Below are 25110 nucleotides of genomic sequence, written 5' to 3'. Positions count from 1 at the left end.
ATAACTACTACCATATAATTAAGGCTGTATAGTGACAGAAATGATTGAACAATGCCCCTTAATCAGTAACCGCTTTAGGGGCTTTTTACCTGTAATTATTGACGTAGAAACAGGCGGATTTAATGCAAAAACAGATGCATTATTAGAGGTTGCAGCAGTAATCGTCAAAATGAATGAGCAAGGCTACCTGCAGCCAGGGAAAGAAATCAGCTTTCAGGTGGCTCCTTTTTTAGGCGCTAATATTGAGTTGTCTGCGCTGGAATTTACTGGCATCGAGCCTTTTGCTCCAGAGCGCAAAGCGGTTGCAGAAGCTGATTGCCTGAAGGAAATATTCAAAGCCATACGCCAAGAGCTTAAGTACCAGGAATGCACCCGTGCCGTTTTGGTCGGGCATAATGCCACTTTTGATTTAAGCTTTATTAATGAAGCCACTGCGCGTAATGGTATTAAGCGTAACCCATTCCACCCATTTTCGTGCTTTGACACAGCTACTTTAGCTGGGCTTGCATTTGGTCATACGGTATTAGCTAAAGCTTGCCAGTTAGCGGGTATTGAGTTTAGCAACCAGTCGGCTCACTCGGCAGCATATGATGCCAGAAAAACAGCTGAATTATTTTGCTGTATTGTTAATCAGTGGAAACAGTTGGGTGGATGGCCATTATCATCAGCTAATGATTAAAAAATAAAAAACCTGCCAGATTGGCAGGTTTTTTTAACAGTAATCCAGCTAAAAAGGATTACAGCTCTTCAGCACTTTCACTAAGGTACTTAGCTACACCTTCTGGAGAAGCCTGCATACCTTTGTCACCTTTTTGCCAACCAGCTGGACACACTTCGCCATGCTCTTCGTGGAATTGAAGTGCATCAACTAAACGGATCAGCTCATCCATATTACGACCCAGTGGCAAATCATTAATGATTTGAGAGCGAACAACACCTTCCTTATCAATCAGGAACGCACCACGGAAAGCCACGCCACCTTCAGACTCAACATCATAAGCCTGAGCAATTTCATGCTTCATGTCAGCAGCTAAGGTATATTTAACTGGACCGATACCACCATTATCAACAGAAGTATTACGCCATGCGTTATGAGAAAAGTGAGAATCAATAGAAACACCAATGACTTCTACATTACGCTCTTTAAAAGCATCCATCCGGTGGTCAAGCGCAATAAGCTCTGAAGGACAAACAAAAGTAAAGTCTAATGGGTAGAAAAATACTAACCCATATTTGCCTTTAATGGCTTCAGATAAGGTGAAACTATCAACAATCTCACCATTTCCCAGTACCGCAGGTACAGTAAAATCAGGAGCACGTTTGCCTACTAATACGCCCATGTTTTTCTCCATTTAGGTATGCAGTTGCTTAATCAATCACATTAAGACCACAGCAAATGTACAGCTACTGGAAACCGTTTGCTTTGGCTATTCAGGCTGACTTTAACTGGTATACGACTTAGACTGTGTATCTTAACTAAATTGTTACTTTTCAGTTAGCCAATTGCCTTTCACACGACAATTTTGGCGCACATAATAACCCGCATTCTAAACTGAGCCCACCGCTTTTATGATTGAATTTTTTTTACAGCTTGATAGGTAAAATTTATTAGATTGCTAAAACCTTGCAAAACAAGTGTTTGTATCTTTCTCTGTCTTGACTAGCCAATGACCCTGACTACTGCTAGCAACAGCTTTTCATCGCTAATTAAGACCCACTTAAACCAAATTAAGTCATTCAAACCACTAGCGCATTGACAATCATTCTCATTACCATTAGCCTTAGTGATATGAAGTTGCTTAACACCTTTTGCTAACCACCAGGGGTCGACTCACCATGTATGTATGCATTTGCAAGAATGTTACCTGCCATCAAATTCGTAATGCGGTTTACAATGGTGCAAGCTCTCTAAAAGACGTTCGTCAAGAGCTCTGTGTAGGCACTCAATGTGGGAAGTGTGTCAAAGACGCCAAACAGGTTATCAAAGAAACCCTGGTTGATAACCAAGCTCTTAATATGATCACTGCTGTTGCTGTTTACTCGATTCCGAAGTTTTTTTAGGTTGACATAACTGCTAATTTATTTATGCAGCCGCTCTGTATTTTAATGAGTCAGTGGGCTCTTGTTTGCCCAAATCTAAACCCGCTAAATGCTTTTTCGAGCGGCGCTCAGGAAGCACACTGATTATTGCAGCGGTAAAGGCTTTCAGTTGCTGTTTTGGTTCATCAGCCGTGACAACTGCTTCTACAGTTTTTATTAGGGCTTCTGTTTTGATTCGCTCAGTCAAACAGCCAACAGGAAGCCCGGGCTGCTTATTTTCAAGGCGGACGGATTGCTCTGGATGTAGCAGTAACATATGGTCGTACAGCAGGCTCATGATCACGCCTCGCGTTGATCCTTCTTCGCCTTGTTGTTTGGCCAATCGGTTCCAGCCAGCATGTTGCTTCCAGTCCTCAATGAAAACCTCAACTAACCATCTCAATGTATAAACCCTAGCAATATCACCATGCCGCCAGGACATGTCGGATGCCACTAGATATCGATAATTTTTTTCTCCCTCATATTTCAAAGCAACCACAAACCGCTTTTTACCATGGGCTTTCACATAAACCCGAGCCGCCAGCATGGTGATTGACTGTGTTTTTTGGCCTCGGATAATTAACTTGGTATCGACGCCTGTTTGGCGTGCAAAGTAATGTGTAAGTCGTACTTTTTTTCCTTGGGAAAGGATTAGTTGATTGGAGCGTAATTGACTCACCACTTGAGCACCACCCGTCGCAATGGAAGCCTTATCCATGAATTCTGCTGTGCTATACAGTGCATCAGCAATGACCGCATTAATCTTTATATCAGAAAATGACAATGAAAATGCTTCAACCATCTCAAGTGCTAAAGCTTGTTTGGTCGGATAATCTGGGTTGGGCTTAGGTTTTTTGGGTCTTTCTTTTCCAGGAATACCCAGCCTCTTTAGGGCTTTATTTTTCTGACGCCAAGCACTTAACGCTGGATCAGGTGTATAAAAGCGAAAAGCAATCGGTAAGGTAGCTACAGGTGTCACCAGTAGCATAAACACTAGCTCTTGCCCTTGAACATAGCCGCCGGATTTTTTATGTTTTATTTTATGCACACCTTTAATACGTCGTGTTCTCTTGGAGCGGACTTTATCACTATCGTCAAAAATGAGTACTCCTCTCGTAATATGATAGTGATTGAGTACTTGTCGGACACTGGCTTGCAACAACAATGACCAGGCAATTTTACTATGGTAAAACATCCAACGTAATTGGTCCTGCTTGAATGCTCCTAAGCTACACCGCTCAAAAACAGCCCAGCAAAATACACCAGTGACACCAATTCCCATCAGCATAATAGTTAACCAGCGACACTGGATACGACTTAATCCAGGAGATTGAAAAGAAACAGTCAAGGTGTCGTTTAGAGTTTGAACAAACTTTATCACATGGGGAATAGGGGTAATCAACACAAGTCGTCATCAAGTCGCTATTGAAATACAAGCGCGATATACTACACCATCACTGGTCTGCAGGTGTCGTGTTGATCGTTCTTTGCTAGGCGAAGAAATGGAGCAATACCTGTAGTCCAGTCTTCTGAATCTCTCTCATCGTGCTAGTCAAGCATTAAAAACTTCGGAATCGAGTGTTTAGCCTTTTCCTCAGTATCTACTCTAATCTTTTCAAGCCAAGCCACCCACCCTTGGCTGTTCGCCTACCCTATTAAATTACCCCCTGTACCCCTATTTACTTCCACCGAAATTCAGACCTATGGGACAACCCGCCCCCCATATCAGGCTCAGACTCGTCACCCTAAATCCTAACCGAAATACAACTGATAACACTTATCAAAAACAAGTGATTATCATTACATTTTCCTTTTAAAATCAATAAGTTACATTTGACAGCTGCACTTAGCAGCGCCATACTTTTACAGATGCAGTGCCCATATGCGGGCATCATCTGTCATAGCCACATAACATCAAACAAATACCACTAAAAACCTGATGAGGAACTCCACATGAAAGGCGACCCTAAAGTTATTGAATACCTAAACAAGGCCTTAGGTAATGAACTGGTTGCCATCAATCAGTACTTTCTACATGCTCGCATGTACAAAGATTGGGGACTTAAAGAGCTTGGTGAAAAGGAATACCATGAGTCAATCGATGAAATGAAACATGCTGACTGGCTTATCGAACGTATTCTATTTCTAGAAGGCTTACCCAATCTTCAGGACCTAGGTCGGTTAAAAATAGGTGAAAATACTAAAGAAATGTTGGAGTGTGACCTGGAATTAGAAACTAAACAGGCAGTTCCTTTACTAAGAGAAGCCATTGCTTATTGTGAGTCAGTACAAGACTACATTAGCCGAGAGTTATTTGAAAAAATCCTAGAATCTGAAGAAGAACATATCGACTGGCTCGAAACTCAACTTGAGCTTATTAAGAAAGTAGGTATGGAAAACTACTTGCAAACCGCTATGGGATCAATTGAGTCTTCTTAATAGACATCATCGTTAGCGAACGTAATACTAGCCTTTTCCATTATTAATAAAGGAAAAGGCTTTTGTTACATACCAATATATTTGTTCACAATCTTTACCACCCTCCCTTCTTTTTTCATACTAACTAGCTCCTGATTAAACAGCTGTACAAATTCCGCCCACGGCTTTGTAAACATTATCCGATACGCCACCTCATCAATAGCCCCTTTTGAAACATAAAATATACCCTTCGCTTTTTGCTGCTTAATAAGCCATAAGCCAACAAACTCTGAAATAACAGCGGCTTTAGCTCGTTCGTAACGCAACATATTCAGCATATTTTCTTCACTATTAGTATACATAACCTGTATTAATTTATTATCAACTAAATCAGCCAGGGTTGGATAAATATAGCCTTTACGCAAAATAATAGTATGTGTTTTAAGCTCCTCAACCCGACTAAAGTCAACAGGCTGTGACAACAGTGAAAAAAGGACATCTCTTTGCAGTATAATAGGGCTGGTAAATACATAGCGGTTTGGGTTAGCTTCCCACTCTATTGCTCTTGGTGTCGCATCCAATTTGCCATGTTCTAAACTGACCCTAACCCTTTTTTTTGACATTTTAACAGGAACCACCATATAACCCTGCTTATTGGCAAACGCCTGTAAAACATCGTACATTATTCCATTAGCATTGCCATTTTCATCAAAAAACATATAGGGTGGATACTCTTTATCCCCCATATTAAAAATAACTTTTCGATCATCAATATCTGCTATCGCTATTCCAGCAGCTAGCCATAGAACAACAAACCACAACCCACTCTTAAAATATTTCATAGTAATACTGCACACGAAAATTTAAATAAACGGCACCTCGATTAATTGTCACTAATCTTCACGAAGATGGACCGTACAACCCGCTTGCTCAAAAACCGTTTTAACTAACTGAATATCTAACCCTACTGCTTCAGAGTTTTTACCGGTATACATAAAGGGGAAAAATTCACCATACCCCACGATATAGCTCTCTTTAGCACAGGCAAAGAGACTTTCACGAGGTAACAACATAGTGTAAATTGCTATGAGAAATAACTGGATATATTTATATTTCATCATTTACAACCCAGCCATATGAAATATAATCAGAGGTGCCCTAAAGTATAACAGTGAAACCGATGAGCAGATTGAGTTTACACGTTGGGAAAGAAACTGATTAATTAAAAACCGCCAGCTACATCATTTCACGTACTTCCGCTGGAGAGGCAATTTCTCTACCAACTATCTGGGCGCAAGTAACTAACGCTTCTATTAGTTCTGCATTACTACGAGCCTTTTCTCCATTAGGTAAATAAAATGTATCCTCAAGCCCAGTTCTTAAGGACCCACCCAACTCTGCTGCTCGCTGGTGAAGTGGCCATACCTCTCTCCGCCCAATCGCCGTAACCTGCCAAAATGTATCTGGAATGCGGTATTTTACTAGTAACTGCAATAATTCAGGGTCCGTAGGCATACCAGACGCAACTCCCATAACAAAATTATAATGTGGCCTGGCAGGTGCCATGCCATTTTCAACATATAAACCAATAGACCGGACAATACCCACATCAAAACACTCAAATTCAGGTGTTGTATTCGTTTCAGCCATTGCCTCTAACATTTGCTGAATCTTTTTCACCGGGTTATCAAATACCATCGGCGGCCAAGCCCAGCTGCCATCTTTGCGAGTTTTTAAATAATTTAGGGTACCTGCATTGCAAGCGGCAATTTCTGGCTTTACTTTTTTTAAACAATTAATCGGGCTACTCACATCACTGCCTATTACGCCAGTACTCATATTAATAATCACCTCAGGGCAAGCTTGGCGAATAGCGGCAACAATATCTGCCGCCACTTCAGGCTCCCAACTGGGAAGGTGACCTTTACCTGACTGTTGACAACGAAAATGTACGTGCATAATAGCAGCGCCTGCATTATAGGCACCTTTACAGGCTTCAGCCATTTCTTCTACAGTAACTGGCACAGGATATTTTTGAGGGTCGGTTAATACGCCAGTAACCGCACAGGTAATAATTGCTTTATCCATTACTCAAACTCTTACAATTTTTTTATTTTTATCATGATGGATGTATATCGATTAATAATGTGCCTGCCTGCACCTGCTGTCCTGATGCAATGTACACTTTATCAATAGTACCCGAAAGAGGAGCAACAACCATGTGCTCCATTTTCATAGCCTCTATAACGGCTAATCTATCGCCTTTTGTCACAGCTTGATTAATTTCAACTAACACTTTTACCACACAGCCAGAAATAGGTGCCGATATATTATTATGAGCTTGCTCTAACTGCTGAGTCGATTCAAAACTCAGTTGTTTCAAGCAAATCTGTTGAGCCTGATCAGCGACAAAAACCTGATCTTGCTCAACCAAAACATAAGCAGTATTCACAACCCCTTCAACACTGTAACGCCATTGATAATCATCGATACTCACAATTTCCAGATCAATGGCTGGTAGTTCATTAATCATTATTTGATAAAAAGGATACGATAGCTTTTGCAGTTTGCAATTAAAGACGCTGTTATTGCCTGCTTTTAAACGACAATACCCACTAGCCAACCCGCTGTTACGCCAACCCCAATGCCTATGAAAATGGACATTTTTCATTGATAAGGTCACGCTAATAGCCGCTAAAGCGATAAGTTGGCTATTAATTATTTTATCTCTTTCACTGGCTGACACTGATTTATTGACAAACTGCTCCTCAATAAATTGGCAATGGGTCTTACCTGCAATGAATACAGATGACTGCAACAGTTCAACTAAAAATTGTCGATTGGTGATGGGGCCTAATAATACTATTTGTTGCAAAGCACGTATTAAACGACGCCTGGCCTCTTCTCGGGTTTCACCTGTACCAATAATTTTGGCCAACATAGGGTCATAGTATGCCGATATAGCCTGCCCTGTTTTCACTCCTCGATCGTACCGCACCCCTTCTACTTTAGGAAATCGACAAAATTTAATGTCACCGGTTTGGGGTAAAAATTGTTGGTCAGGATCTTCAGCATACAGTCGCGCTTCAATCGCATGACCAGTCATTAGGATATCTTGCTGTTGCACAGTTAAAGGTTGACCATCGGCTATTTTTAACTGCCACTTGACCAAGTCGATTCCCGTTACCATTTCGGTAACCGGATGTTCAACCTGCAATCGAGTATTCATTTCCAGAAAATAAAACTCACCACTTTCTGCTAACAAAAATTCAACTGTTCCAGCACCTATGTAACCAATGGCTTTTGCCGCACCCACTGCCACTTCACCCATTCGTTGGCGCAATACTTCACTCAACGCAGGTGAAGGGGTTTCTTCGATTACTTTTTGATGACGTCGCTGCAACGAACAATCACGCTCCCCTAAATGGATAGTATGTCCCTGCCGATCAGCTAAAATTTGAAACTCTATATGACGACCATGAATAATGGCTTTTTCCAGAATCAGTTGATCATCGCCAACAGCTGACTTAGCTTCTGATTTTGCAGATTCAATAGCAGCAGGCAGTTCTTCTGTAGACATCACTTGCCGCATTCCCCTGCCCCCTCCTCCTAAAGCCGCTTTAATATAAACGGGAAAGCCTATACCTTCTGCTTGCTGCTGAAAAGTATGCAACTGTTGGTCATGGCCACGATAGCCGGGAATACAAGGCACACCCGCTACCTCCATACAGTCTTTTGCTTGCGCTTTATTGCCCATCATATGAATGGCTTCCGATGAAGGCCCAATAAAAATTAAGCCTGCCTCTTCACAGGCTTGCGCAAAATCAGCATTTTCTGCTAAAAAACCGTAACCAGGGTGAATTGCATCAGCCTCTACTTTTTTGGCTGCATTGATAACAGCAGCAATATTTAAATACGAGTCCCTGCTGTTTGCAGCACCTATCAATACTGCTTGATCAGCCAATGAAATATGTAATGCAGCCCGGTCTGCTTCACTAAATACTGCCACGGTTTGATAGCCTAACTGATGGGCAGCGTTAATCACTCTAACTGCAATTTCACCTCGGTTGGCAACCAGTACTTTATTCATCATCTGACTTATTTCTGTTGTGAGGGATAAATACCATTTAATTTACAAATAATCCCTAGCATAATTTCATCAGCCCCAGCCCCTATGGACATCAGTCGGCCATCTCTAAACTGGCGAGAAATGCGAGTTTCCCACATATAACCCATCCCCCCCCAAAACTGCAGACATTTGTCAATCACTTCTCGGCACAACCGCCCAGCTTTTAATTTCGCCATACTGGCCAAACGCGTGACATCTTGCCCATCAATATAATCTTGCGCTGCTCGGTACACTAACGCTCTTAACGCTTCTACCTCAGTGGCTAATTCGCCTAAGGTAAAGTGCACATACTGATTATCAATAACTGGCTTACCAAAGGTTTGGCGGGTTTGGGTATATTCAATCGTATCTTCAATAGCATTTTCCAGCATTGTTACCACATTAGCAGCTCCCCACATACGCTCTTCTTGAAACTGCATCATTTGTAGGGTAAAACCCTGATTTTCTGCTCCGATAACATAACGCTGTGGTACTTTCACATCATCAAAAAATAATTGTGCGGTATCAGAGGAAGCCATCCCCAATTTTTTTAGTTTTTGGCGAGTAATCCCTTTCTCATGCAGTGGCACTACAATGAGTGATTTATTTTTATGAACAGGTCCATCACCAGTATTAGCCAAACAACACATCCAGTCTGCTTGCAACCCATTGGTAATCCACATTTTAGTGCCATTAATGACATAATCATCACCCACTTTACGGGCAGTGGTTTTAACCGAAGCCACATCAGAACCTGCCGAGGGCTCACTCACTCCAATACAACCCACTAATTCGCCTTGAATAGAAGGAGCCAAAAAATTACGTTTTAATTCTTCTGAACCAAATCGTGCCAGGGCAGGCGTACACATATCACTTTGTACGCCTATTGCCATGGGCACCCCGCCACAGTTGATTCGCCCCCATTCCTCAGCCATAAGCAATGCATAAGAGTAATCCAACCCCATACCACCATATTGCTCAGGTTTATTGACGCCTAAAAAACCCAGTTTACCCGCCTTTGCAAAAAGCTCATGAGCAGGAAACTGTTCTTTTTCTTCCCACTCATCAACAAAAGGATTAATTTCATTTTCGATAAATTTACGTACTTGATCCCGCAGGATTATGTGCTGTTCTGTAAATAACATTCCTTGTCCTTATGATATTTATTTTTTATAAATTTACATTCTTGCTACACCGAAACTATTAGCCTTTAACTGTCGTGTTTCTGCCTCTGCACAGATAGCCAAACATTCAGACAACACTCGTCGGCTATCCCTGGGATCGATAATGCCATCATCCCAAAGCCTGGCGGTGGCATATAAGGCTGTTGACTGTTCTTTAAACTGCTGTTTGATTTTATCTGTCATGCCAGATAATACTTCAGCAGATATAGGCTTACCCTGTTTTTTGTATTTTTCAATAGTCACCAACTCCATTACTTTTGCCGCTTGAGCCCCCCCCATTACCGAAATCTGGCTATTTGGCCAACTAAAACAAAAATTGGGATCAAACGCCCGGCCACACATCCCATAATTCCCTGCGCCAAAGGAGCCACCAATCACTAACGATATTTTGGGCACAGTCGCATTAGTCACTGCTTGAATCATTTTAGAGCCATGTTTAATTGCCCCCATGGCTTCAGCCTGCTTTCCTACCATATAACCGGTAGTGTTGTGTAAAAAAATTAACGGCACTGCGCTTTGACAACACAACTGAATAAACTGCGCAGCTTTCATCGAACCTTCTGGATAGATAGGTCCGTTATTACCGATAATGCCGCAGGAAAACCCACTAATTTTGGCATGGCCACATATCAGCTCTTTACAAAATAAAGGTTTAAACTCTAGAAAATCAGAATCATCGACTAACCGGCTAATCACCTCTCGCACATCATAAGGGGTTTTATAATCGGGAGGAACAATGCCTAACACATCGCCAATAGGATAACGGGGCTCCAAAACGTTTGCTGCTTGATAATATTCACTTTGCTGCCAGGGAAGCTTCGCCAGTAAATCCCGTGCTATTTGAATACCGTGCTGGTCGTCCTCAGCTAAATATTCAGCCGTACCGGCACAAGTAGCATGCATAATAGCTCCACCTAATTCTTCATCGGTAGCCTCTTCACCTAGTGCTGCTTTTACCAAAGGAGGTCCTGCTAAAAAAACTTTGCTTTTATCTCGAATCATCACCACATAATCTGACATACCTGGCAAATAGGCGCCACCCGCCGTAGAAGAACCATGTACTACGGTAATTTGTGGAATACCCGCTGCTGATAAACGAGCCATATTGGCAAATAAACGTCCGCCATCAACAAAAATTTCAGCTTGATACAACAAGTTTGCCCCAGCACTTTCAGCCAAAATAACCATCGGTAGTTTATGTTGCAAGGCGATTTCCTGTGCTCTCAGGCTTTTTTGCAGACCCATTGGTGCAACTGCACCGCCCTTAATGGCTGAGTCATGAACAAATACCACACAGCGTACGCCTGATACCCAACCAATACCAGTAATTACACCGCCTCCTGCCGCATTTTCATCACCGTCATCATCATGCATCTGATAACCAGCTAATGAGGAAAGCTCAATAAAAGGACTAGCAGGGTCCAATAAGTAATCTAACCGTTCTCTTGGTAATAATTGATTACGTCGACGAAAAGTTGCTTCTCGCTTTTGCGAATTTTGCCTGACTTTATTTTCGATAGAACGAAAGGCTGTAATTAATGCTTCATTTTGCTGGTAATGCGCTTTAAATTCAGGCACATCAGAATTAACAGCAGTTTCTATCACTGGCATATCGGTTATTCCGTCTCATCCTGAGCCATTAATACTTTAGGCAGTTTTCCTCGATGAAAACCATTATATGGCTGTGAGCGTTGATGGGGTGACATTGGCCACATCACCGTGGATAAAGGTGCAGCACCATCCACTTGAATGGTCTCCCCATTAATAAAAGCAGCCGCGTCACTAAGCAAAAATACAATAGCGGCACTCACTTCAGACTCCGTACCAAATCGTTGCAATGGCACTGCCTGACTTAATTTAGGTAATAATGATTTAAAGTTACTGTCATAATGATCAAATCCACTAGAGGCAATCCAGCCTGGTGCTACCCCATTCACTCTGACACCAGACCCAGCCCACTCTACTGCAGCAGTTTTTGTCAGGTTCACCATGCCTGCCCGAGCCGCACCTGAATGCCCCATTATTGGCATCCCTTTCCACATATCAGCGACAATATTGACAATAGCGCCACCCTTTTTAGCCATTGATTGAGTGAATACCTCACGGGCCATTAAAAAACCACCTACCAGATTGGTTCTCACAACAGTCTCAAACCCTTTTTGTGAAATCTGCGATAAAGGCGCTGGAAATTGCCCTCCAGCATTATTCACCAATCCATCAATGACCGCATGCTGTTTAATGATGCTTTCAACTGTTTCTTTAACTGACGTTTCTTGTCTTATATCACAACAAAAATAATGGGCAGTGCCTCCATCGGTTTGAATTTCATCAACGGTTTTTGTCAGCTTATCTTCGTTACGCCCAATAAGCACAACCGTGGCCCCCAGCGCAGCTAACTCATGAGCAGTACAACGACCAATACCACTACCGCCCCCCGTCACCACCATGGTTTTATTTTGAAATAAATCCGGTCGAAATACTGATTGATATGACATTGTTATTATTCTTAGTTTTGTTTTTTGTAGTCAGTGATAATTTAAAATTTAATTGGATGTTTGTTAGACTTAAAATTATCACCAAAGCTAAAGACGCTATCGCTCACTATGCAGTAGCTAGTGAGCCCCTATCCCAAAGGGCGAGGAGGGTTAAAAATACTTTCTGCAATATCTCCGGTGAGCTGCTCCCCCCTTTTTCAAAGGAGTAGGTTAGGTTGTGCTAGGATTCTAATAATCACCTCAAAAAGAGACAGAAATTATTAGTGTTTTTTCAGTCATTAAAAAATATCAAATAAAAAAGTCCGGTAATAACTCTTTATCTGATAACTCTGGATTAACTTTATATTGTGAAAAATCAGTAACTCCTGACTCCCTTAATACTTCTTCGTCAATAAAAAAGTTACCCGTAAATTCCCGACTATTTTTATTTAAAATTGCATAAGCTGCATCAGCCATAATCTCTGGCGTTCTGGCTTTCGAACAAACGGACTCTCCCCCCAATAAATTACGCACTGCAGCCGTTTCAATGACCGTTTTTGGCCATAGTGCGTTAAAAGCAATGCCTTCTTTTTTAAATTCTTCCGCCATCCCTAGCACACACATACTCATCCCATATTTAGCCATGGTATACGCCACATGCGGACCAAACCAACGGGGCTCCATATTTAATGGTGGTGATAAATTAAGCACATGCGGGTTGTCACTTTCTTTTAAAAAAGGGATACAGGTTTTTGAACAAAGAAAAGTGCCACGAGTATTAATCTGATGCATTAAATCGTAACGCTTCATTTCAGTATCGGTGGTTTTGGTGAGACTAATAGCCGAAGCGTTATTGACTAAGATATCAATACCACCAAAGGTTTGTGCTGCTTTTTTTACTGCGTTCTCCACTTGATCTTCAAAACGAATATCGACAATACAAGGGAGGGCCTTACCTCCTGCCGCCTCAATTTCTTCAGCTGCCGTATAAATAGTACCCGGCAGTTTGGGATGAGGCTCTGCTGTTTTGGCAGCAATAACAATATTGGCACCATCTCGGGCCGCTCTTAGCGCAATGGCTTTACCGATTCCACGACTTGCACCAGAAATAAAAAGGGTTCTACCTGATAAGCTCACAGCCTATTCCTTTTTCTCTTCAATTGAATGATTCTTCCTTGAAGGTAAATCGATCTTAACCCTAAATAAAATAAAAATGTCCGACTATTTAGTCTTTAGGGTGCTTTTTAGTCATGTATTTGTGTTTTTATTGAGACCATAAAAAAGGCCGCTTACGCGACCTTTTGAAACAACACGATCAAATGCTAATAGCTGTGTTAACTATTCCGCAGGCTTCTCGTCTTCTTGGGTAACTTCTGCCACAGCGGCTTTTACCAGCTTTTGTAGTTCGCCACTTTCATACATCTCCATCAAGATGTCACTGCCGCCCACCAGCTCACCATTAACCCACAACTGAGGGAATGTGGGCCAGTTAGCATATTGGGGTAAACTGGCACGAATCTCAGGGTTTTGCAGAATATCAACATAAGCAAACTTTTCGCCACAAGCCATCATCACTTGTGCTGCACGAGAAGAAAAGCCACACTGAGGCAACTTAGGAGACCCTTTCATATATAACAAAATTGGGTTGGATTTTATTTGTTCTTCAATTTGCGCCATGATGTCCATTCGATTACCTCATCACATATCAGCTCATTAAACACTGCCACCATTTTACCTAAGCCCTAACAAAATTGCTTCTATAAAATTTTCTTTGTAGTTGTGTGTCTAACCTATTTGTGTAAGACCTGAGGCACTCTTACGCCATTTCCATAACCACCCCCTCCAGGGGTATTAATCGTAAGTACATCGCCAGGTTTGGCAACAAAACTACACTTACCACCAATATCTCGATAATTCAGACCATTCAACCCTGCCATGCCATTTCCACCCGCCGCTATTCCCCAGGGTTCATTGATTCGTCGCTCAGTAAGTAGTGTTACTTGGGTCGGCTGTAAAAACTCAAACTCTCTGACAACCCCGTCTCCTCCTGGATTTTTTCCTTGCCCGCCAGATCCATAACGAATGGCATACCGCTTTATCCGTAGCGGGTAGTGCATCTCTAAACTCTCTATCGGTGTATTCAAGGTATTTGTCATATGACTGTGCACGGCTGTCAAACCTGGGCCAGCCTGACTTGCCCCCATACCACCAGCAACAGTTTCATAATAATCCCATCCAGCTTGACTCCCCTTTGCAGGCCAGCCCATCGCAATATTATTCATGGTGCCTTGACTAGCAGCAGGAATTCTCTCTGGAATCGCTTGTGCTAATGCCCCTAACACCACATCAACAATTCGAGATGAAGTTTCTACATTGCCGGCAGCTACCGCAGCAGGTCGCTTGGCATTAACCAGACACCCCAGCGGCGCTTGCAGCTGGATGGGTCTAAAACTACCTATGCAGGCTGGTGTTACATCTGGCATTAAACATCGAAAGCTATAATAAACAGCAGCGGCAGTAACCGATAAAGGACAATTGATATTCCCTGTAACCTGTTGGGCCGTGCCGGTAAAATCAACCTGTACAGAGTCTCCCCTAATGTGCAGACTCATATTAATGACAATATCACTGTTCCCTTGCCCATCATCATCCATTACATCATCAAAACAATAAGTCCCATCAGGTATTTGCTGAATAGTTTGGCGTGCCAGACGCTCGCCATAATCATTTAGCGATTGTAATAAGCTATCAAAACTGTCCATCCCATAATGACGTAACAGCGTCATTAGCCGCTCACGACCTAGCTGACAAGCACTCATTTGTGCATAAAAATCACCTGCCTGCTCCACCTGATCTGATTTGGCTAGGCGTGCAAACACCGGCTTCACTAGACTTCCTTGTTGATAAATTTTAGTAGGGGGAATCACTTCGCCCTCTTCTTCCAACCGAGAAGAAACAGGCATCGAACCTGGGGTCGCAGCACCGATATTGGCATGATGAGCCCGATTGGCAACAAATGCTGCAAGCTGATTATCAACGAATACTGGCGCAATGATCGTTACATCTGGCAGGTGGGTTCCCCCCAAAAAAGGATCATTAACAACCACCATATCACCGGGCAACCATTGGACAGACTCCACAATTTGCTGCATAGCATAAGCCATACTCCCCAAGTGCACAGGAATATGAGCCGCTTGCGCAGCCAGTTCACCTGCCTTAGAAAAAACAGCACAAGAAAAGTCCAATCGATCTTTAATATTAGGCGAAAACGCAGAGCGCTTTAATACAGCTCCCATCTCATCACAAACAGCACTCAAACGATTGGCAAATACACCCAGCTCTACTGCATTCATTAATTTACCTTTTTCAGTTGCAAACGTAGCCTGATCAGCTCTAACATAGCTCAATTCCAACACACGACACTTAATCATTTATATTTAGACCACATTAAAGATGGAACCACCATTACTTGCGTTAGATGATGTCCATAGTGGCTATAATCACCATACCATAGTTCATCAGATTAGCTTTCATATTAATCCAGGCGACATTTGTAGTCTGTTAGGCCCCAGTGGTTGTGGCAAAACCACGACACTAAGGGCAATTGCAGGCTTTGAATCCGTAAGCCAGGGCTCGATAAAATTAGCGGACACCCTACTATCAAGCCCTAAAAAAAGCATACCACCAGAACAGCGTAAAATTGGTATGGTGTTTCAAGACTATGCCCTGTTTCCTCACTTAACCGTTGCTAAAAATATTGCCTTTGGACTACCCAAACAAGCCAGTAAAGCAGCAACCATTGAAACACTGTTAAAACTGGTTAACTTAACTGGCTATGAAGAACGCTACCCCCACGAGCTGTCTGGTGGACAACAACAGCGGGTTGCCCTGGCTCGTGCATTAGCCCCAGCCCCCAAGCTGTTATTAATGGATGAGCCTTTTTCAAACCTGGATGTTGACCTACGCCGGCGCCTTAGCGAAGAAGTCCGAGAAATACTAAAAAGCCAAGGGATCAGCGCTATTTTAGTAACCCACGATCAAGAGGAGGCGTTTAGTTTTTCTGACAAAGTTGGTGTAATGAAAGACGGCAAGTTACTCCAATGGGATACTCCTTACAATTTATATCACGAGCCACGCTCACACTTTGTTGCTAATTTTATTGGCCAGGGGCATTTTATCCGTGGCAATGCCATTAGCCCAGAAAGTGTCGCAACTGAACTGGGTGAGTTAACAGGCAACCGCTCTTACAACTGGGTTGTTGGCACCCCTATTGAAGTGTTGTTGCGCCCAGATGATGTGATAGAAGCACCCGATAGCCCAATCAAAGCGGAAGTTGTACAAAAAGTATTTAAAGGTGCAATGACCCACTATCACTTACGCTTACCTACAGGCAGCATTGTTGAATCATTAATTCCCAGCCACCACAATTATGAAGTTGGAGAACAGATAGGTATTAAAGTAGAAGCAGATCACTTAGTGGCATTTTCATCTCCTACCGATGGCAATAAACCATCAGTACCACTATAAAATGTATTAATCAAAATAACATCAACTTTACCTGGTGAGAAAATGGCCAAAGGATACGACAATTATCACGCTCGCTTAAGCGACCTAAATTTATTGGGGAAAGATCTTACCCGTCGTGCAAAATCCTGCTGTGAACTATGCGAAGCTAGTGGTGTAAAGTTAACTATTTATGAAGTACCGCCTGTTCCCGTTGAGCCTGAACTTGATCAATGCCTACTGCTTTGTCAAACCTGTTATGAACAATTAAATCGGCCAAAGTCTATTCAAGCCGATCACTGGCGTTGCCTAACTAAAACCATGTGGAGCACACTACCTGCAGCCCAAGTTATTGCCATTAGAATGTTAAAGTTCTTAGCTGTACAAGCTGATTGGGCTGCCGAGCTATTGGAGCAAGTTTATCTAGAGCCAGAAATAGCAGAACAGGTTGACCAAGCTTCAATAAACGAGAAAAAGTAACCCTGCAAAAATAGTCAACATCATGACAAATGTTTACCAGCTGTCCAACCATGGCCTTTTAAAACTGTATCTGCCAATGCTTTGGGAGGTTCTTCCAAATCAGTGGCCATGGAATCATTCCAGCGATTTAAAAAACCATATAAACAAACTGCCGCCAGTATCTCTACAATTTCTTGCTCTGACCAATAGTGCTTCATGTTAATCATTAAAGCCTCATCCACTCCATTGGGTACTGAGCCTGCTGCTAATGCAAAGTCCAACGCAACTCTTTCAGCCTCAGTATATAAACCATTTGTTTTATAGTCCCAGACAGCCGCCACTTTTTCATCACTAACACCGTGAATTTTGGCCGCGACTAGTGAGTGAGCTTCACAATAGCGACACCCAGCTGCTTTACTAGCAAAGTGTGCAATCAATCGCTTAAAGCCCATATCAACTGAACCATGAGGGCTCATTACGGCCTCTGTTAATACAGTAAAACCTTTTACTATTTCTGGGCAGCGTTGCATCGTTAACATACTGTTAGGTACAAAACCTAAAATTCGCTCAAAAACACTAAAACTATCTATTAAATCAGGGTGATGAGTTGCTGATAATGGTTGTAAATAGGCCATAAAGAATTATCCTTTTCCAGGCTAGAAACATTTTACTCTAGCCAAAAAAATCAAATTCGAACAGCTACCCTGAATAAAAGACACTCTCTTTCAGATAAACTATGCACGAGCGACCAATGTGCAAAATAAGGTAACAACCTCTTCTTCATTTATCTTCTGGTTATGTTACTTTTTCTTGACGTAGGCCCGCTATATCTGCAAAAAACATGTCTGCAAAAAAACATGCCTGCAATAAAAGCGCCTTACCAGAAAATAAATGTCTTTGGAGACTGTTACCCAACTTTAGGCATGGAGCACTAGCGTGATAACCATAAACGTAACTATCTTTTATTTGACGAGACACAATAATAAAAACAACACAGTCAAAGTGTTGATCAGGATCCCTGAAAAATTAAATAAAAAATAATAAGCTTTTTTGAATAAACTTTACTTAAGAGCAAACTCCCAAGGCATTGAGCTATTATCTGCCTGGTCATAAGCCACTACACATAAAGTAACCGGTAGTTGATCCTTACTAAGCAATATATTAGGCCAGAATGGGATTTTATAGCCAGCATGATCATTACAGTCAATGAGGTCAGCAGCACCATGCTTAACTTTCAATAAACTAACCTTGGGTGGTAAGTAGTTTAATGACACCCTAATAGTATCCCCCCAATCTGTCAGCTGAACTAGCTTTACCTCCGCAGCAATTGGTTTCACAGTTCCAACTATTGAGTCTGCTATACAGTAACTTTCAATGACAGGAAAAAAAATAGTTACCCCAATTAACTTCGTTACAATACCCCACTTTTTCACTCGTCTTCCTTTGCTCCCTTAGTTATAGGCTTGACAGCCCTGGTCCTACACTTCTCATTAGCCCTTTTGAACCGACACTCACACTATATATACACTCAACATTTAACGTACCCTGCCAATTTTACCTTACTTGCAAGCTTATTTTTTTGGCAGCAGCAAACCTCGTTTTTAATGTATCTATTAGTATGAATATCAACCAAGCAATATACTTCAGTTGAGGTAATTCTTAGTAAAATAATTTTTGCATAAATAAGGTATATTACACAAGCATCTTTTCGATACCCGACTGAATTTCACTATACACTTCTAGATTGAGCAAGAGGGAAAAATAAGCTCTTGTAAAGTCAAAACCCATAGACAAGCTTCACCCTTTTTATAAAAGCACTCACCATATTCAAACGGTCGATTAAAACTATCCAAGCAGTCAACCTCAGCATAAAAATGAATATAAAAAAATTCACCATAGAATAAAAGTAAGGAGAAGCCATTTTGTGGCGCTCAATAAAATCGCTACTATTAGTAGTACTTTATTACCATTTGGACTTATCCGACAAAATATACTTATCACTCATCGCAAATAAAAATCATTCCCAGGATATAACAGTTGGTACTTCTCAAATAAAGCTTTCATTTTGCCGGTTTTAACCAACTGAATAACCCCTTTGTTCATGATATCAACTAGCTTATCCCCTTGCTTTATACGACGACTCACCATCATATAGAAGGGTTCTTGCTTAAGGCCAGGAAGTTTTGCATAACCTAGTAATGGGTCCTTCATCAGTGGATTGCCAATATAAGAAAAGCCAATCATAATTTCATAGCCTTCAATAAAAACATCACAACGGCGGCCATGTTTATGCAGTGCATTAATCAATAAATCATAGTTTTTTGCCCAAGCATCCACTTCATTTGCAGCAAATCCTCTCGCCGCATAGCTATATCCAAAAATACCGCAGGTTTTAAAACGTTTTTTTAAGTCACCGACACCCGTCACCCTCGGTGGTTTTTTATGGTATTTTTTAGAATAAAAAAAGAATAGATTCAATTGATAATATGGTTTGGTCAGCAAATAAGTTTTATTGCGCTTATCACTATATGATGCATTTAACAACATATGATAGCGATTGCCCTTGGCTACTTCTGCCTGAGCTCGCTGCCAAGGCAACAGCTCCACAGTGTAAGCCATATTATTTTGAGTAAAAATCCATTCAATCACATCAATGGATAAACCGGCAATTTGCTTGGAAACCTCACCATTTTTTTTACGAACAAAATAAGTGTAAGGCGGCCACTCCGCCAAATCATCAGCAATCCTGACTACATGGGTAGACCAGTAATCGTCCGCTAACGAGCTGGTACAACAGCTTATGATCAGCAAACAACTGACAATCGTTCTTACACTTTTCATGCATGAGTAATCTTTTCATTTACTACCAAATTGTAGCTTGTAAGGGACGTGCACGAAATAACTTGCTAGAATTTTGTTCCAAGGCACCCGTTTTGGATAGCGCAATCCCCATGCCAATCTGTAGATTATGTTATTTCTCCTTGAGGTTTAAGTTATTGCTAACTATAAATGCTGTTATCCCCTGTTTTTAGGTGAAAACAGCTATGAGTTACAAACACACCTTAAAGATGAGCGAGCTAGTTACGCCAGAAGTAGCAAACTTTTCTGGAAAAATGCATGGAGGAGACTTACTTAAACTACTTGATCGAGTCGCTTATACCTGTGCCATGCGCTATTGCGCTTCCTATGTTGTCACCCTCTCAGTGGATAAAGTGCTATTTAAAGACTCCATTGAAATTGGTGAGCTGGTTACTTGTCTGGCCAGTGTTAACTATACAGGCAATACATCCATGGAGGTGGGGATTCGTGTAGTAGCAGAAGATATATGCCGACGTAAATCCCGCCATACAAACAGTTGTTATTTTACCATGGTCTCTTTGGATGAAAACGGCAAACCCACTCAGGTTCCTCCCTTTACCCCCCAAACAGCTAATGAAAAGCGTCGCTATCAAGAGGCAATTCGCCGTAGAAAAATTAGGCTTGAGACAGCTGAGCTGGCAAGTTAATCCTTCAGTTATTGTGACAACCCAACCTAATGATTTAAAATAACAGTGGAATATCTCATAAACGCCACTAGTTGAGTATAATTGCCCTATAGTTACTTGCTACTATACACCACTTGTTTCGTTTTTTTAGTGCGAACCACCCCACAAAAGATCCAATTAAAATATGCGATATTTCGCGCTCGTTTTTTAGCCTGCTTCAAATACTTGAAATCAAAAGGAAACTGAAAGCCCACTCTAAAAAACACATAACTACTATTATACCGCTTTAACAGCGTATATTGGGGGATATTTATGAAACGAGCTCTCTATTACTTAAAACACGTCGGTTTAGCCCTTAAATCCCTAGCAATGGCAATATACGAGACAGGCTTTACTTTATTGCCAATTATTGTGTATGTGCTTATTTTATTATCCATTGGTAAAGAGTGGGATAGCATTAAGCACCTACCTGAATGGTCATTTATTACCATCGCTTTATGGGGTATTATGCTGCGTGACTCACTCACGAACTTTAGGCAAAAAAAATCAGATAATATTTTACTAACAACTGGGTTAATCATGTCTATCACAGGGCTAGTATTAACTACTGCGTTACTGACAATTTCAACATTGAGCCAGAATAAAATAAATTTACCTTTATTAAAGGTCTACTATAACTATCAGTTCATTATGTTCGTTTGCGCATTAATCCAGTGCTGGTTTTTAAAGACGGTAGGCTTTTATCAAGCATTACCCAAACCAGAAAAAATTCTGCCAAAGCCTTCAACAACCAAGAAAACTGAAAAAAAGCCAGAGCGTAAAACCCGAGCTGGTCGTCAGCAGTCACCTGTTGTGGAAGAGGATGAGTTAGAGGATTATTAACAGCCTATTTATTTGTTTTAATAGGTTTACTACCTATTTTAACAAGCCAAATCATGAGTTATCTACCATTTCTACCCTATTATTTGGACTTTGTTTACGATCTTATTTGGTTAATCGTTGCGGTTATTGAGATTTGTATATTATCACTGGCTTATAAGTGGATAGTTAAACTTAATGAAACTACCGCTCAAGTAGACTAATCGTAAGGACAGCTCAATATTAGATCGTTATGAAAAAGACACCCACAATTTTTATAAGAAGCCCTGATCGGAGAATGGCCAAAATTAAAAAGCGAGATTTTGGCCAAGCAAGATAAAAGTCTACATGAAAAGAGTGCTAGGAGGCTTACATAATCGCTTTGCTATCAAATTTTAGTGGCTATCCTTAAAGGCAGCTTTTACCCAAAACTCAACGCTTTTTGGTAAGCCTGACGCTGCCTTATCTTGGTAAGATAGGCCAATGTATTTTCGCGGCCTTCCAGTAAGCCAATGCTATTCGCAATCTCCAACATAATGGTCATCATAATATCTGCCACGGTAAACTCATCACCAGCAAAGTACGCGCGCTGGCTCAACGTAGATTCAATATAAACAAAATCTACGTTAATTTCCTTGGCAATGTAGCTATCCATAGGCTGGTCACCATTGCGCTTCTCTCTCTGCATAAACAGGTGAGTAATAACAGGCAACCCCAAGGAACCTTCAGCAAAGTGGGACCACTCAAGATATTGATAATACTCTGGGGTTCCTTGGGCAGGCCTGAAGCGCTTCTGCTCATCCAAATCGATGATGTATTCCATCACTGCACTGGATTCGCATAAAACCACATCCCCATCGACCACAACCGGGGCCTTACCCAACGGATGAACCTTTTTTAAGCTCGCTGGGGCCAGATGAGTTGTTTGATCGCGCTGGTGGTCAACACGCTGATAAGGCATGGAAAGCTCTTCCAACAACCATAGTACTCGTTTGGAGCGGGATTGATTTAGATGGTGTACTGTCAACATAGCTAATCCTATCATTACAGTGCAGTAGTCAAAATGTTACGACTAACTTCAGGTGTAATCGCACCATGTTCACCTAACTGAATCATTCCATGCTGGGTTAGCTTGTCGACTAGAGCATCAATACCCGTTTCAGCAATGTCGAGCTGTGATAAACGCACAGGGACTTGCATCGTTTCGAAAAACTGCTCCGTTAACTCGATGGCTCTGTTGATACGAACATCATCATCGCCCTCTGTCAGGTTCCATATGCGTTCAGCATACTGCAATAGTTTTTCGCGCTTAGAATCTCTACAGATTTTCATTACTGCGGGTAAAACAACCGACAGGGTCCGTGCATGATCAACCCCATAGGTACCAGTGATTTCATGACCAATCATGTGGGTTGACCAGTCTTGAGGTACTCCCGCTCCTATCAAACCATTAAGCGCCATGGTGGCTGCCCACATAATGTTGCCGCGAACTTCCAAATCATGTTTGGTGTCTGCCGCTAAAGCCTTTGGCCCTTCTTCAATAAGCGTAAGTAGCAGACCCTCAGAAAACCGATCCTGTACTTTTCCATTTACGTTGTAGGTTAAATATTGCTCCATAATATGAACAAACGCATCGACAACCCCGTTACTGATTTGCCTATCAGAGAGTGATAAAGTGACTGATGGATCAAGTACTGCAAATAACGGGCGCACTAAGGGGCTTTGGAACGCTAGCTTAGCGTTATCACGCGTCACTACTGCGCCAACATTGGTTTCTGACCCAGTGGCCGGTAGAGTCAGTACACACCCAATTGGTAGAGCCTGCTCAATAGCCTGCCCTTTGGCGACAAAATCCCAGGGGTCATTACCTTTATACAACGCAGCACCCGCAATAAACTTGGTACCATCAATAACAGATCCCCCACCAACAGCCAGCAGGAAATCAATATTATGTTGTTGGATTAAATCCAGTGCCTTCATTAAAGTGTCATAACTTGGGTTCGGCTCAATACCAGAGAATTCAAACCAAGTATGCTCACTCAGCGCTTCAGCCACTTGCTCATAAACACCATTCGCTTTGATAGAGCCACCACCATAAGTAACCAACACTCTTGCTGACGCAGGTATTGCCTGTCTAATGGTTTTAATTTGATCTTCACCAAAGTGGATTTGAGTCGTATTTTGAAAACTAAAATTCAACATCACAGATTTTCCTTCCTATACATCAAGTGCAGTAAGTAATTTATCAGCTACTTTCTGATATTCAGCGCCGCGGCTAGCCAGCTCATCTTCCAGCAAGAAGGGACAACATTTGTTAATGTCACAGCCTCTTTTTCACTGTTACTAAAACCTGTTACCGCCTTACCTTTAACCACATAGTTAACTTGAGCATCTTTAGCATTTAAAAGTACTGCAGGTGCATCACATACAGCTGTGACAGGTTTATTGGTGGTTAGTGTATGGCTGCGACTTATTTCTAACAATATGAAAAAAATTGACTTCATTAGTCAAATAATTGATACAATGAGGCTATGACATTAAATTTCGAACAACTCAAAAGCATGGTAGTTTTTGCTCAAGTCGTTGAGCAAGGCAGCCTTACCGCTGCAGCTAAGCACATTGGTTTATCGCGAGCAGTCGTCAGCTATCACATCAAAAAACTGGAATCTCAACTGGGGGTGAAATTACTCAACCGCTCTACCCGATCCATTGCACTGACTGAAGCAGGCAGTGCGTATTACCAGTCCTGCCGAATCATTGCTGAACAGGCGGCCACCGCCAATCAACAGATAGAGAATCTGAAAAATGAGCCTGTTGGTTTATTGAAAATAACCTGTCCAGTGAATGTTGGATTACAGATGATCGTGCCAGCATTGAACAACTTCCGTCGCCTTTATCCCAAAATTGAACTGGATATCATGCTGACTGATGAAGTAGTGAATATCATGCAAGAAGGTATCGATCTTGCCATTCGGGGAGCACCACTGTCTGATTCAGGACTTCAGGCCAGTAAGCTTTCCACTTTAGCCACCTGTTTGTGTGGGTCACCTGATTACCTTAAAAAACGCGGACGCCCAAGCACGCCTGCTGAGCTGGGACAACATGATTGGGTAATCTATAAACTCACTTCCGGCGCCATTAAATTAAGCAAAGGCAGCCGTTCATACAGTATCGCCGTGACAGGCAGTATTACCACCAATAACGCTGCAGCTCGCACCGCCTTTATCGAAGGTGGTCATGGGTTAGGGCGTATTCCCGTTTACGATGCATGGCCAAAAATCCAGGCAGGTTCACTAGAATTGGTGTTAGAGGACTACCAACTGAGTGATATTAATGTCTATGGCGTTTTTCCACCTGGCAGTGCCAAATCAAAGAAACTACGTCTATTGATTGACTACCTGAAGGATTACTTTGTAAAGGTTGATCGTCAAACTGCGTTTTAACAGACATCACCACTTTAGCTTAATAACCATTAAAAAATTTTAAGCTAAGATTCTGTTTTTTTCATACAAAAACCAACTTACTACTTAAATTTCTCTAAT

26 protein-coding genes are annotated in these 25110 nt (G+C 41.8%); 8 read left to right on the top strand and 18 right to left on the bottom strand.

The annotated features are described in order from the left end of the window. Positions 1-40 precede the first annotated feature (40 nt). Positions 41-679: a ribonuclease T gene (gene rnt / locus OQE68_RS21075; RefSeq protein ID WP_180570071.1), complete on the top strand. Its 639-nt coding sequence runs from the start codon at positions 41-43 to the stop codon at positions 677-679. Positions 680-737: 58 nt separating this feature from the next. Here rnt and OQE68_RS21070 read toward each other — a convergent pair whose 3' ends face one another. Next, complete coding sequence (locus OQE68_RS21070) at positions 738-1340, bottom strand: peroxiredoxin (RefSeq protein ID WP_180570064.1); 603 nt, start codon at positions 1338-1340, stop codon at positions 738-740. 496 nt (positions 1341-1836) lie between these two features. On the opposite strand from OQE68_RS21070, the gene OQE68_RS21065 reads away from it, so the two are divergent. Beyond that, positions 1837-2061: a bacterioferritin-associated ferredoxin gene (locus tag OQE68_RS21065; protein ID WP_180570065.1), complete on the top strand. Its 225-nt coding sequence runs from the start codon at positions 1837-1839 to the stop codon at positions 2059-2061. 22 nt (positions 2062-2083) lie between these two features. On the opposite strand, the gene OQE68_RS21060 is transcribed toward OQE68_RS21065, so the two are convergent. After that, positions 2084-3484 (bottom strand): transposase, encoded by a 1401-nt coding sequence (locus OQE68_RS21060; protein ID WP_266195417.1) that lies wholly within the window; start codon positions 3482-3484, stop codon positions 2084-2086. Between the two features lie 548 nt (positions 3485-4032). Here OQE68_RS21060 and bfr point away from each other — a divergent pair. Next, positions 4033-4518, top strand: a complete 486-nt coding sequence (gene bfr / locus OQE68_RS21055) for a bacterioferritin (protein WP_180571097.1) — start codon at positions 4033-4035, stop codon at positions 4516-4518. A gap of 65 nt (positions 4519-4583) precedes the next feature. On the opposite strand, the gene OQE68_RS21050 is transcribed toward bfr, so the two are convergent. From OQE68_RS21050 to OQE68_RS21005, 10 genes are all read right to left on the bottom strand, one after another. Further along, positions 4584-5339 (bottom strand): substrate-binding periplasmic protein, encoded by a 756-nt coding sequence (locus OQE68_RS21050; RefSeq protein ID WP_180571096.1) that lies wholly within the window; start codon positions 5337-5339, stop codon positions 4584-4586. Positions 5340-5390: 51 nt separating this feature from the next. Further along, positions 5391-5570, bottom strand: coding sequence for a hypothetical protein (locus OQE68_RS21045; RefSeq protein ID WP_180571095.1), 180 nt, complete (start codon positions 5568-5570; stop codon positions 5391-5393). A gap of 163 nt (positions 5571-5733) precedes the next feature. Then, positions 5734-6585 carry a beta-keto acid cleavage family enzyme gene (locus OQE68_RS21040; protein ID WP_180571094.1) on the bottom strand — a complete coding sequence of 284 codons (852 nt, stop codon included), beginning with the start codon at positions 6583-6585 and terminating at the stop codon, positions 5734-5736. Between the two features lie 31 nt (positions 6586-6616). Then, positions 6617-8590, bottom strand: a complete 1974-nt coding sequence (locus tag OQE68_RS21035) for an acetyl/propionyl/methylcrotonyl-CoA carboxylase subunit alpha (RefSeq protein WP_180571093.1) — start codon at positions 8588-8590, stop codon at positions 6617-6619. A gap of 5 nt (positions 8591-8595) precedes the next feature. Continuing rightward, entirely contained in the window at positions 8596-9750 is a 1155-nt protein-coding gene (locus OQE68_RS21030; protein WP_180571092.1) for an acyl-CoA dehydrogenase family protein, read from the bottom strand. Positions 9751-9783: 33 nt separating this feature from the next. After that, a complete protein-coding gene (locus tag OQE68_RS21025) occupies positions 9784-11400 on the bottom strand; it encodes an acyl-CoA carboxylase subunit beta (RefSeq protein ID WP_180571091.1) in 1617 nt (538 codons plus the stop codon). Positions 11401-11405: 5 nt separating this feature from the next. Further along, positions 11406-12284 carry an SDR family oxidoreductase gene (locus OQE68_RS21020; protein ID WP_180571090.1) on the bottom strand — a complete coding sequence of 293 codons (879 nt, stop codon included), beginning with the start codon at positions 12282-12284 and terminating at the stop codon, positions 11406-11408. 288 nt (positions 12285-12572) lie between these two features. Next, positions 12573-13400: an SDR family oxidoreductase gene (locus tag OQE68_RS21015; protein ID WP_180571089.1), complete on the bottom strand. Its 828-nt coding sequence runs from the start codon at positions 13398-13400 to the stop codon at positions 12573-12575. Positions 13401-13601: 201 nt separating this feature from the next. After that, positions 13602-13949, bottom strand: a complete 348-nt coding sequence (grxD, locus tag OQE68_RS21010; RefSeq protein ID WP_180571088.1) for a Grx4 family monothiol glutaredoxin — start codon at positions 13947-13949, stop codon at positions 13602-13604. Positions 13950-14053: 104 nt separating this feature from the next. Beyond that, positions 14054-15694 carry a hydantoinase B/oxoprolinase family protein gene (locus OQE68_RS21005; RefSeq protein WP_255491057.1) on the bottom strand — a complete coding sequence of 547 codons (1641 nt, stop codon included), beginning with the start codon at positions 15692-15694 and terminating at the stop codon, positions 14054-14056. A 22-nt stretch (positions 15695-15716) separates the two neighbouring features. Between OQE68_RS21005 and OQE68_RS21000 the strand changes: the two genes are divergently transcribed. Both OQE68_RS21000 and OQE68_RS20995 read left to right on the top strand, forming a co-directional pair. Next, the gene (locus tag OQE68_RS21000; RefSeq protein ID WP_180571087.1) at positions 15717-16790 is read left to right on the top strand and encodes an ABC transporter ATP-binding protein; all 1074 of its coding nucleotides are present in this window, start codon (positions 15717-15719) and stop codon (positions 16788-16790) included. Between the two features lie 42 nt (positions 16791-16832). Further along, positions 16833-17246 (top strand): phnA protein, encoded by a 414-nt coding sequence (locus tag OQE68_RS20995; RefSeq protein ID WP_180571086.1) that lies wholly within the window; start codon positions 16833-16835, stop codon positions 17244-17246. Between the two features lie 20 nt (positions 17247-17266). Here the strand turns inward: OQE68_RS20995 and OQE68_RS20990 are convergent, their stop codons facing one another. The 3 genes from OQE68_RS20990 to OQE68_RS20980 form a co-directional block, all read right to left on the bottom strand. Next, complete coding sequence (locus OQE68_RS20990) at positions 17267-17860, bottom strand: carboxymuconolactone decarboxylase family protein (RefSeq protein ID WP_180571085.1); 594 nt, start codon at positions 17858-17860, stop codon at positions 17267-17269. 426 nt (positions 17861-18286) lie between these two features. After that, entirely contained in the window at positions 18287-18658 is a 372-nt protein-coding gene (locus OQE68_RS20985; RefSeq protein ID WP_180571084.1) for a hypothetical protein, read from the bottom strand. A 568-nt stretch (positions 18659-19226) separates the two neighbouring features. Continuing rightward, the gene (locus OQE68_RS20980) at positions 19227-20066 is read right to left on the bottom strand and encodes a substrate-binding periplasmic protein (protein ID WP_180571083.1); all 840 of its coding nucleotides are present in this window, start codon (positions 20064-20066) and stop codon (positions 19227-19229) included. 203 nt (positions 20067-20269) lie between these two features. Here OQE68_RS20980 and OQE68_RS20975 point away from each other — a divergent pair, with 203 nt between their 5' ends. Together OQE68_RS20975 and OQE68_RS20970 are read left to right on the top strand one after the other, a co-directional pair. Further along, on the top strand, positions 20270-20731 hold the full coding sequence (locus tag OQE68_RS20975) for an acyl-CoA thioesterase (protein ID WP_180571082.1): 462 nt from the start codon (positions 20270-20272) through the stop codon (positions 20729-20731). Between the two features lie 291 nt (positions 20732-21022). Further along, positions 21023-21592 carry a hypothetical protein gene (locus OQE68_RS20970; RefSeq protein ID WP_180571081.1) on the top strand — a complete coding sequence of 190 codons (570 nt, stop codon included), beginning with the start codon at positions 21023-21025 and terminating at the stop codon, positions 21590-21592. Positions 21593-21989: 397 nt separating this feature from the next. Here the strand turns inward: OQE68_RS20970 and OQE68_RS20965 are convergent, their stop codons facing one another. The 3 genes from OQE68_RS20965 to OQE68_RS20955 are packed head-to-tail and all read right to left on the bottom strand — an operon-like array spanning position 21990 to position 24072. Further along, on the bottom strand, positions 21990-22598 hold the full coding sequence (locus tag OQE68_RS20965) for a glutathione S-transferase family protein (RefSeq protein WP_180571080.1): 609 nt from the start codon (positions 22596-22598) through the stop codon (positions 21990-21992). A gap of 14 nt (positions 22599-22612) precedes the next feature. After that, a complete protein-coding gene (locus tag OQE68_RS20960) occupies positions 22613-23770 on the bottom strand; it encodes an iron-containing alcohol dehydrogenase (protein ID WP_180571079.1) in 1158 nt (385 codons plus the stop codon). A gap of 47 nt (positions 23771-23817) precedes the next feature. Continuing rightward, positions 23818-24072 (bottom strand): type 1 glutamine amidotransferase family protein, encoded by a 255-nt coding sequence (locus OQE68_RS20955; protein ID WP_219340200.1) that lies wholly within the window; start codon positions 24070-24072, stop codon positions 23818-23820. Positions 24073-24099: 27 nt separating this feature from the next. Between OQE68_RS20955 and OQE68_RS20950 the strand changes: the two genes are divergently transcribed. Next, the gene (locus tag OQE68_RS20950; protein ID WP_180571078.1) at positions 24100-25011 is read left to right on the top strand and encodes a LysR family transcriptional regulator; all 912 of its coding nucleotides are present in this window, start codon (positions 24100-24102) and stop codon (positions 25009-25011) included. The last annotated feature ends 99 nt before the right edge of the window (positions 25012-25110 follow it).

The sequence above is a fragment of the Spartinivicinus marinus genome (genome assembly GCF_026309355.1).
GTDB classification, from domain to species: Bacteria; Pseudomonadota; Gammaproteobacteria; order Pseudomonadales; family Zooshikellaceae; genus Spartinivicinus; species Spartinivicinus marinus.
Note: the sequence above shows the minus strand (reverse complement) of the source record. Positions and strands in the feature narration are given on the sequence as shown.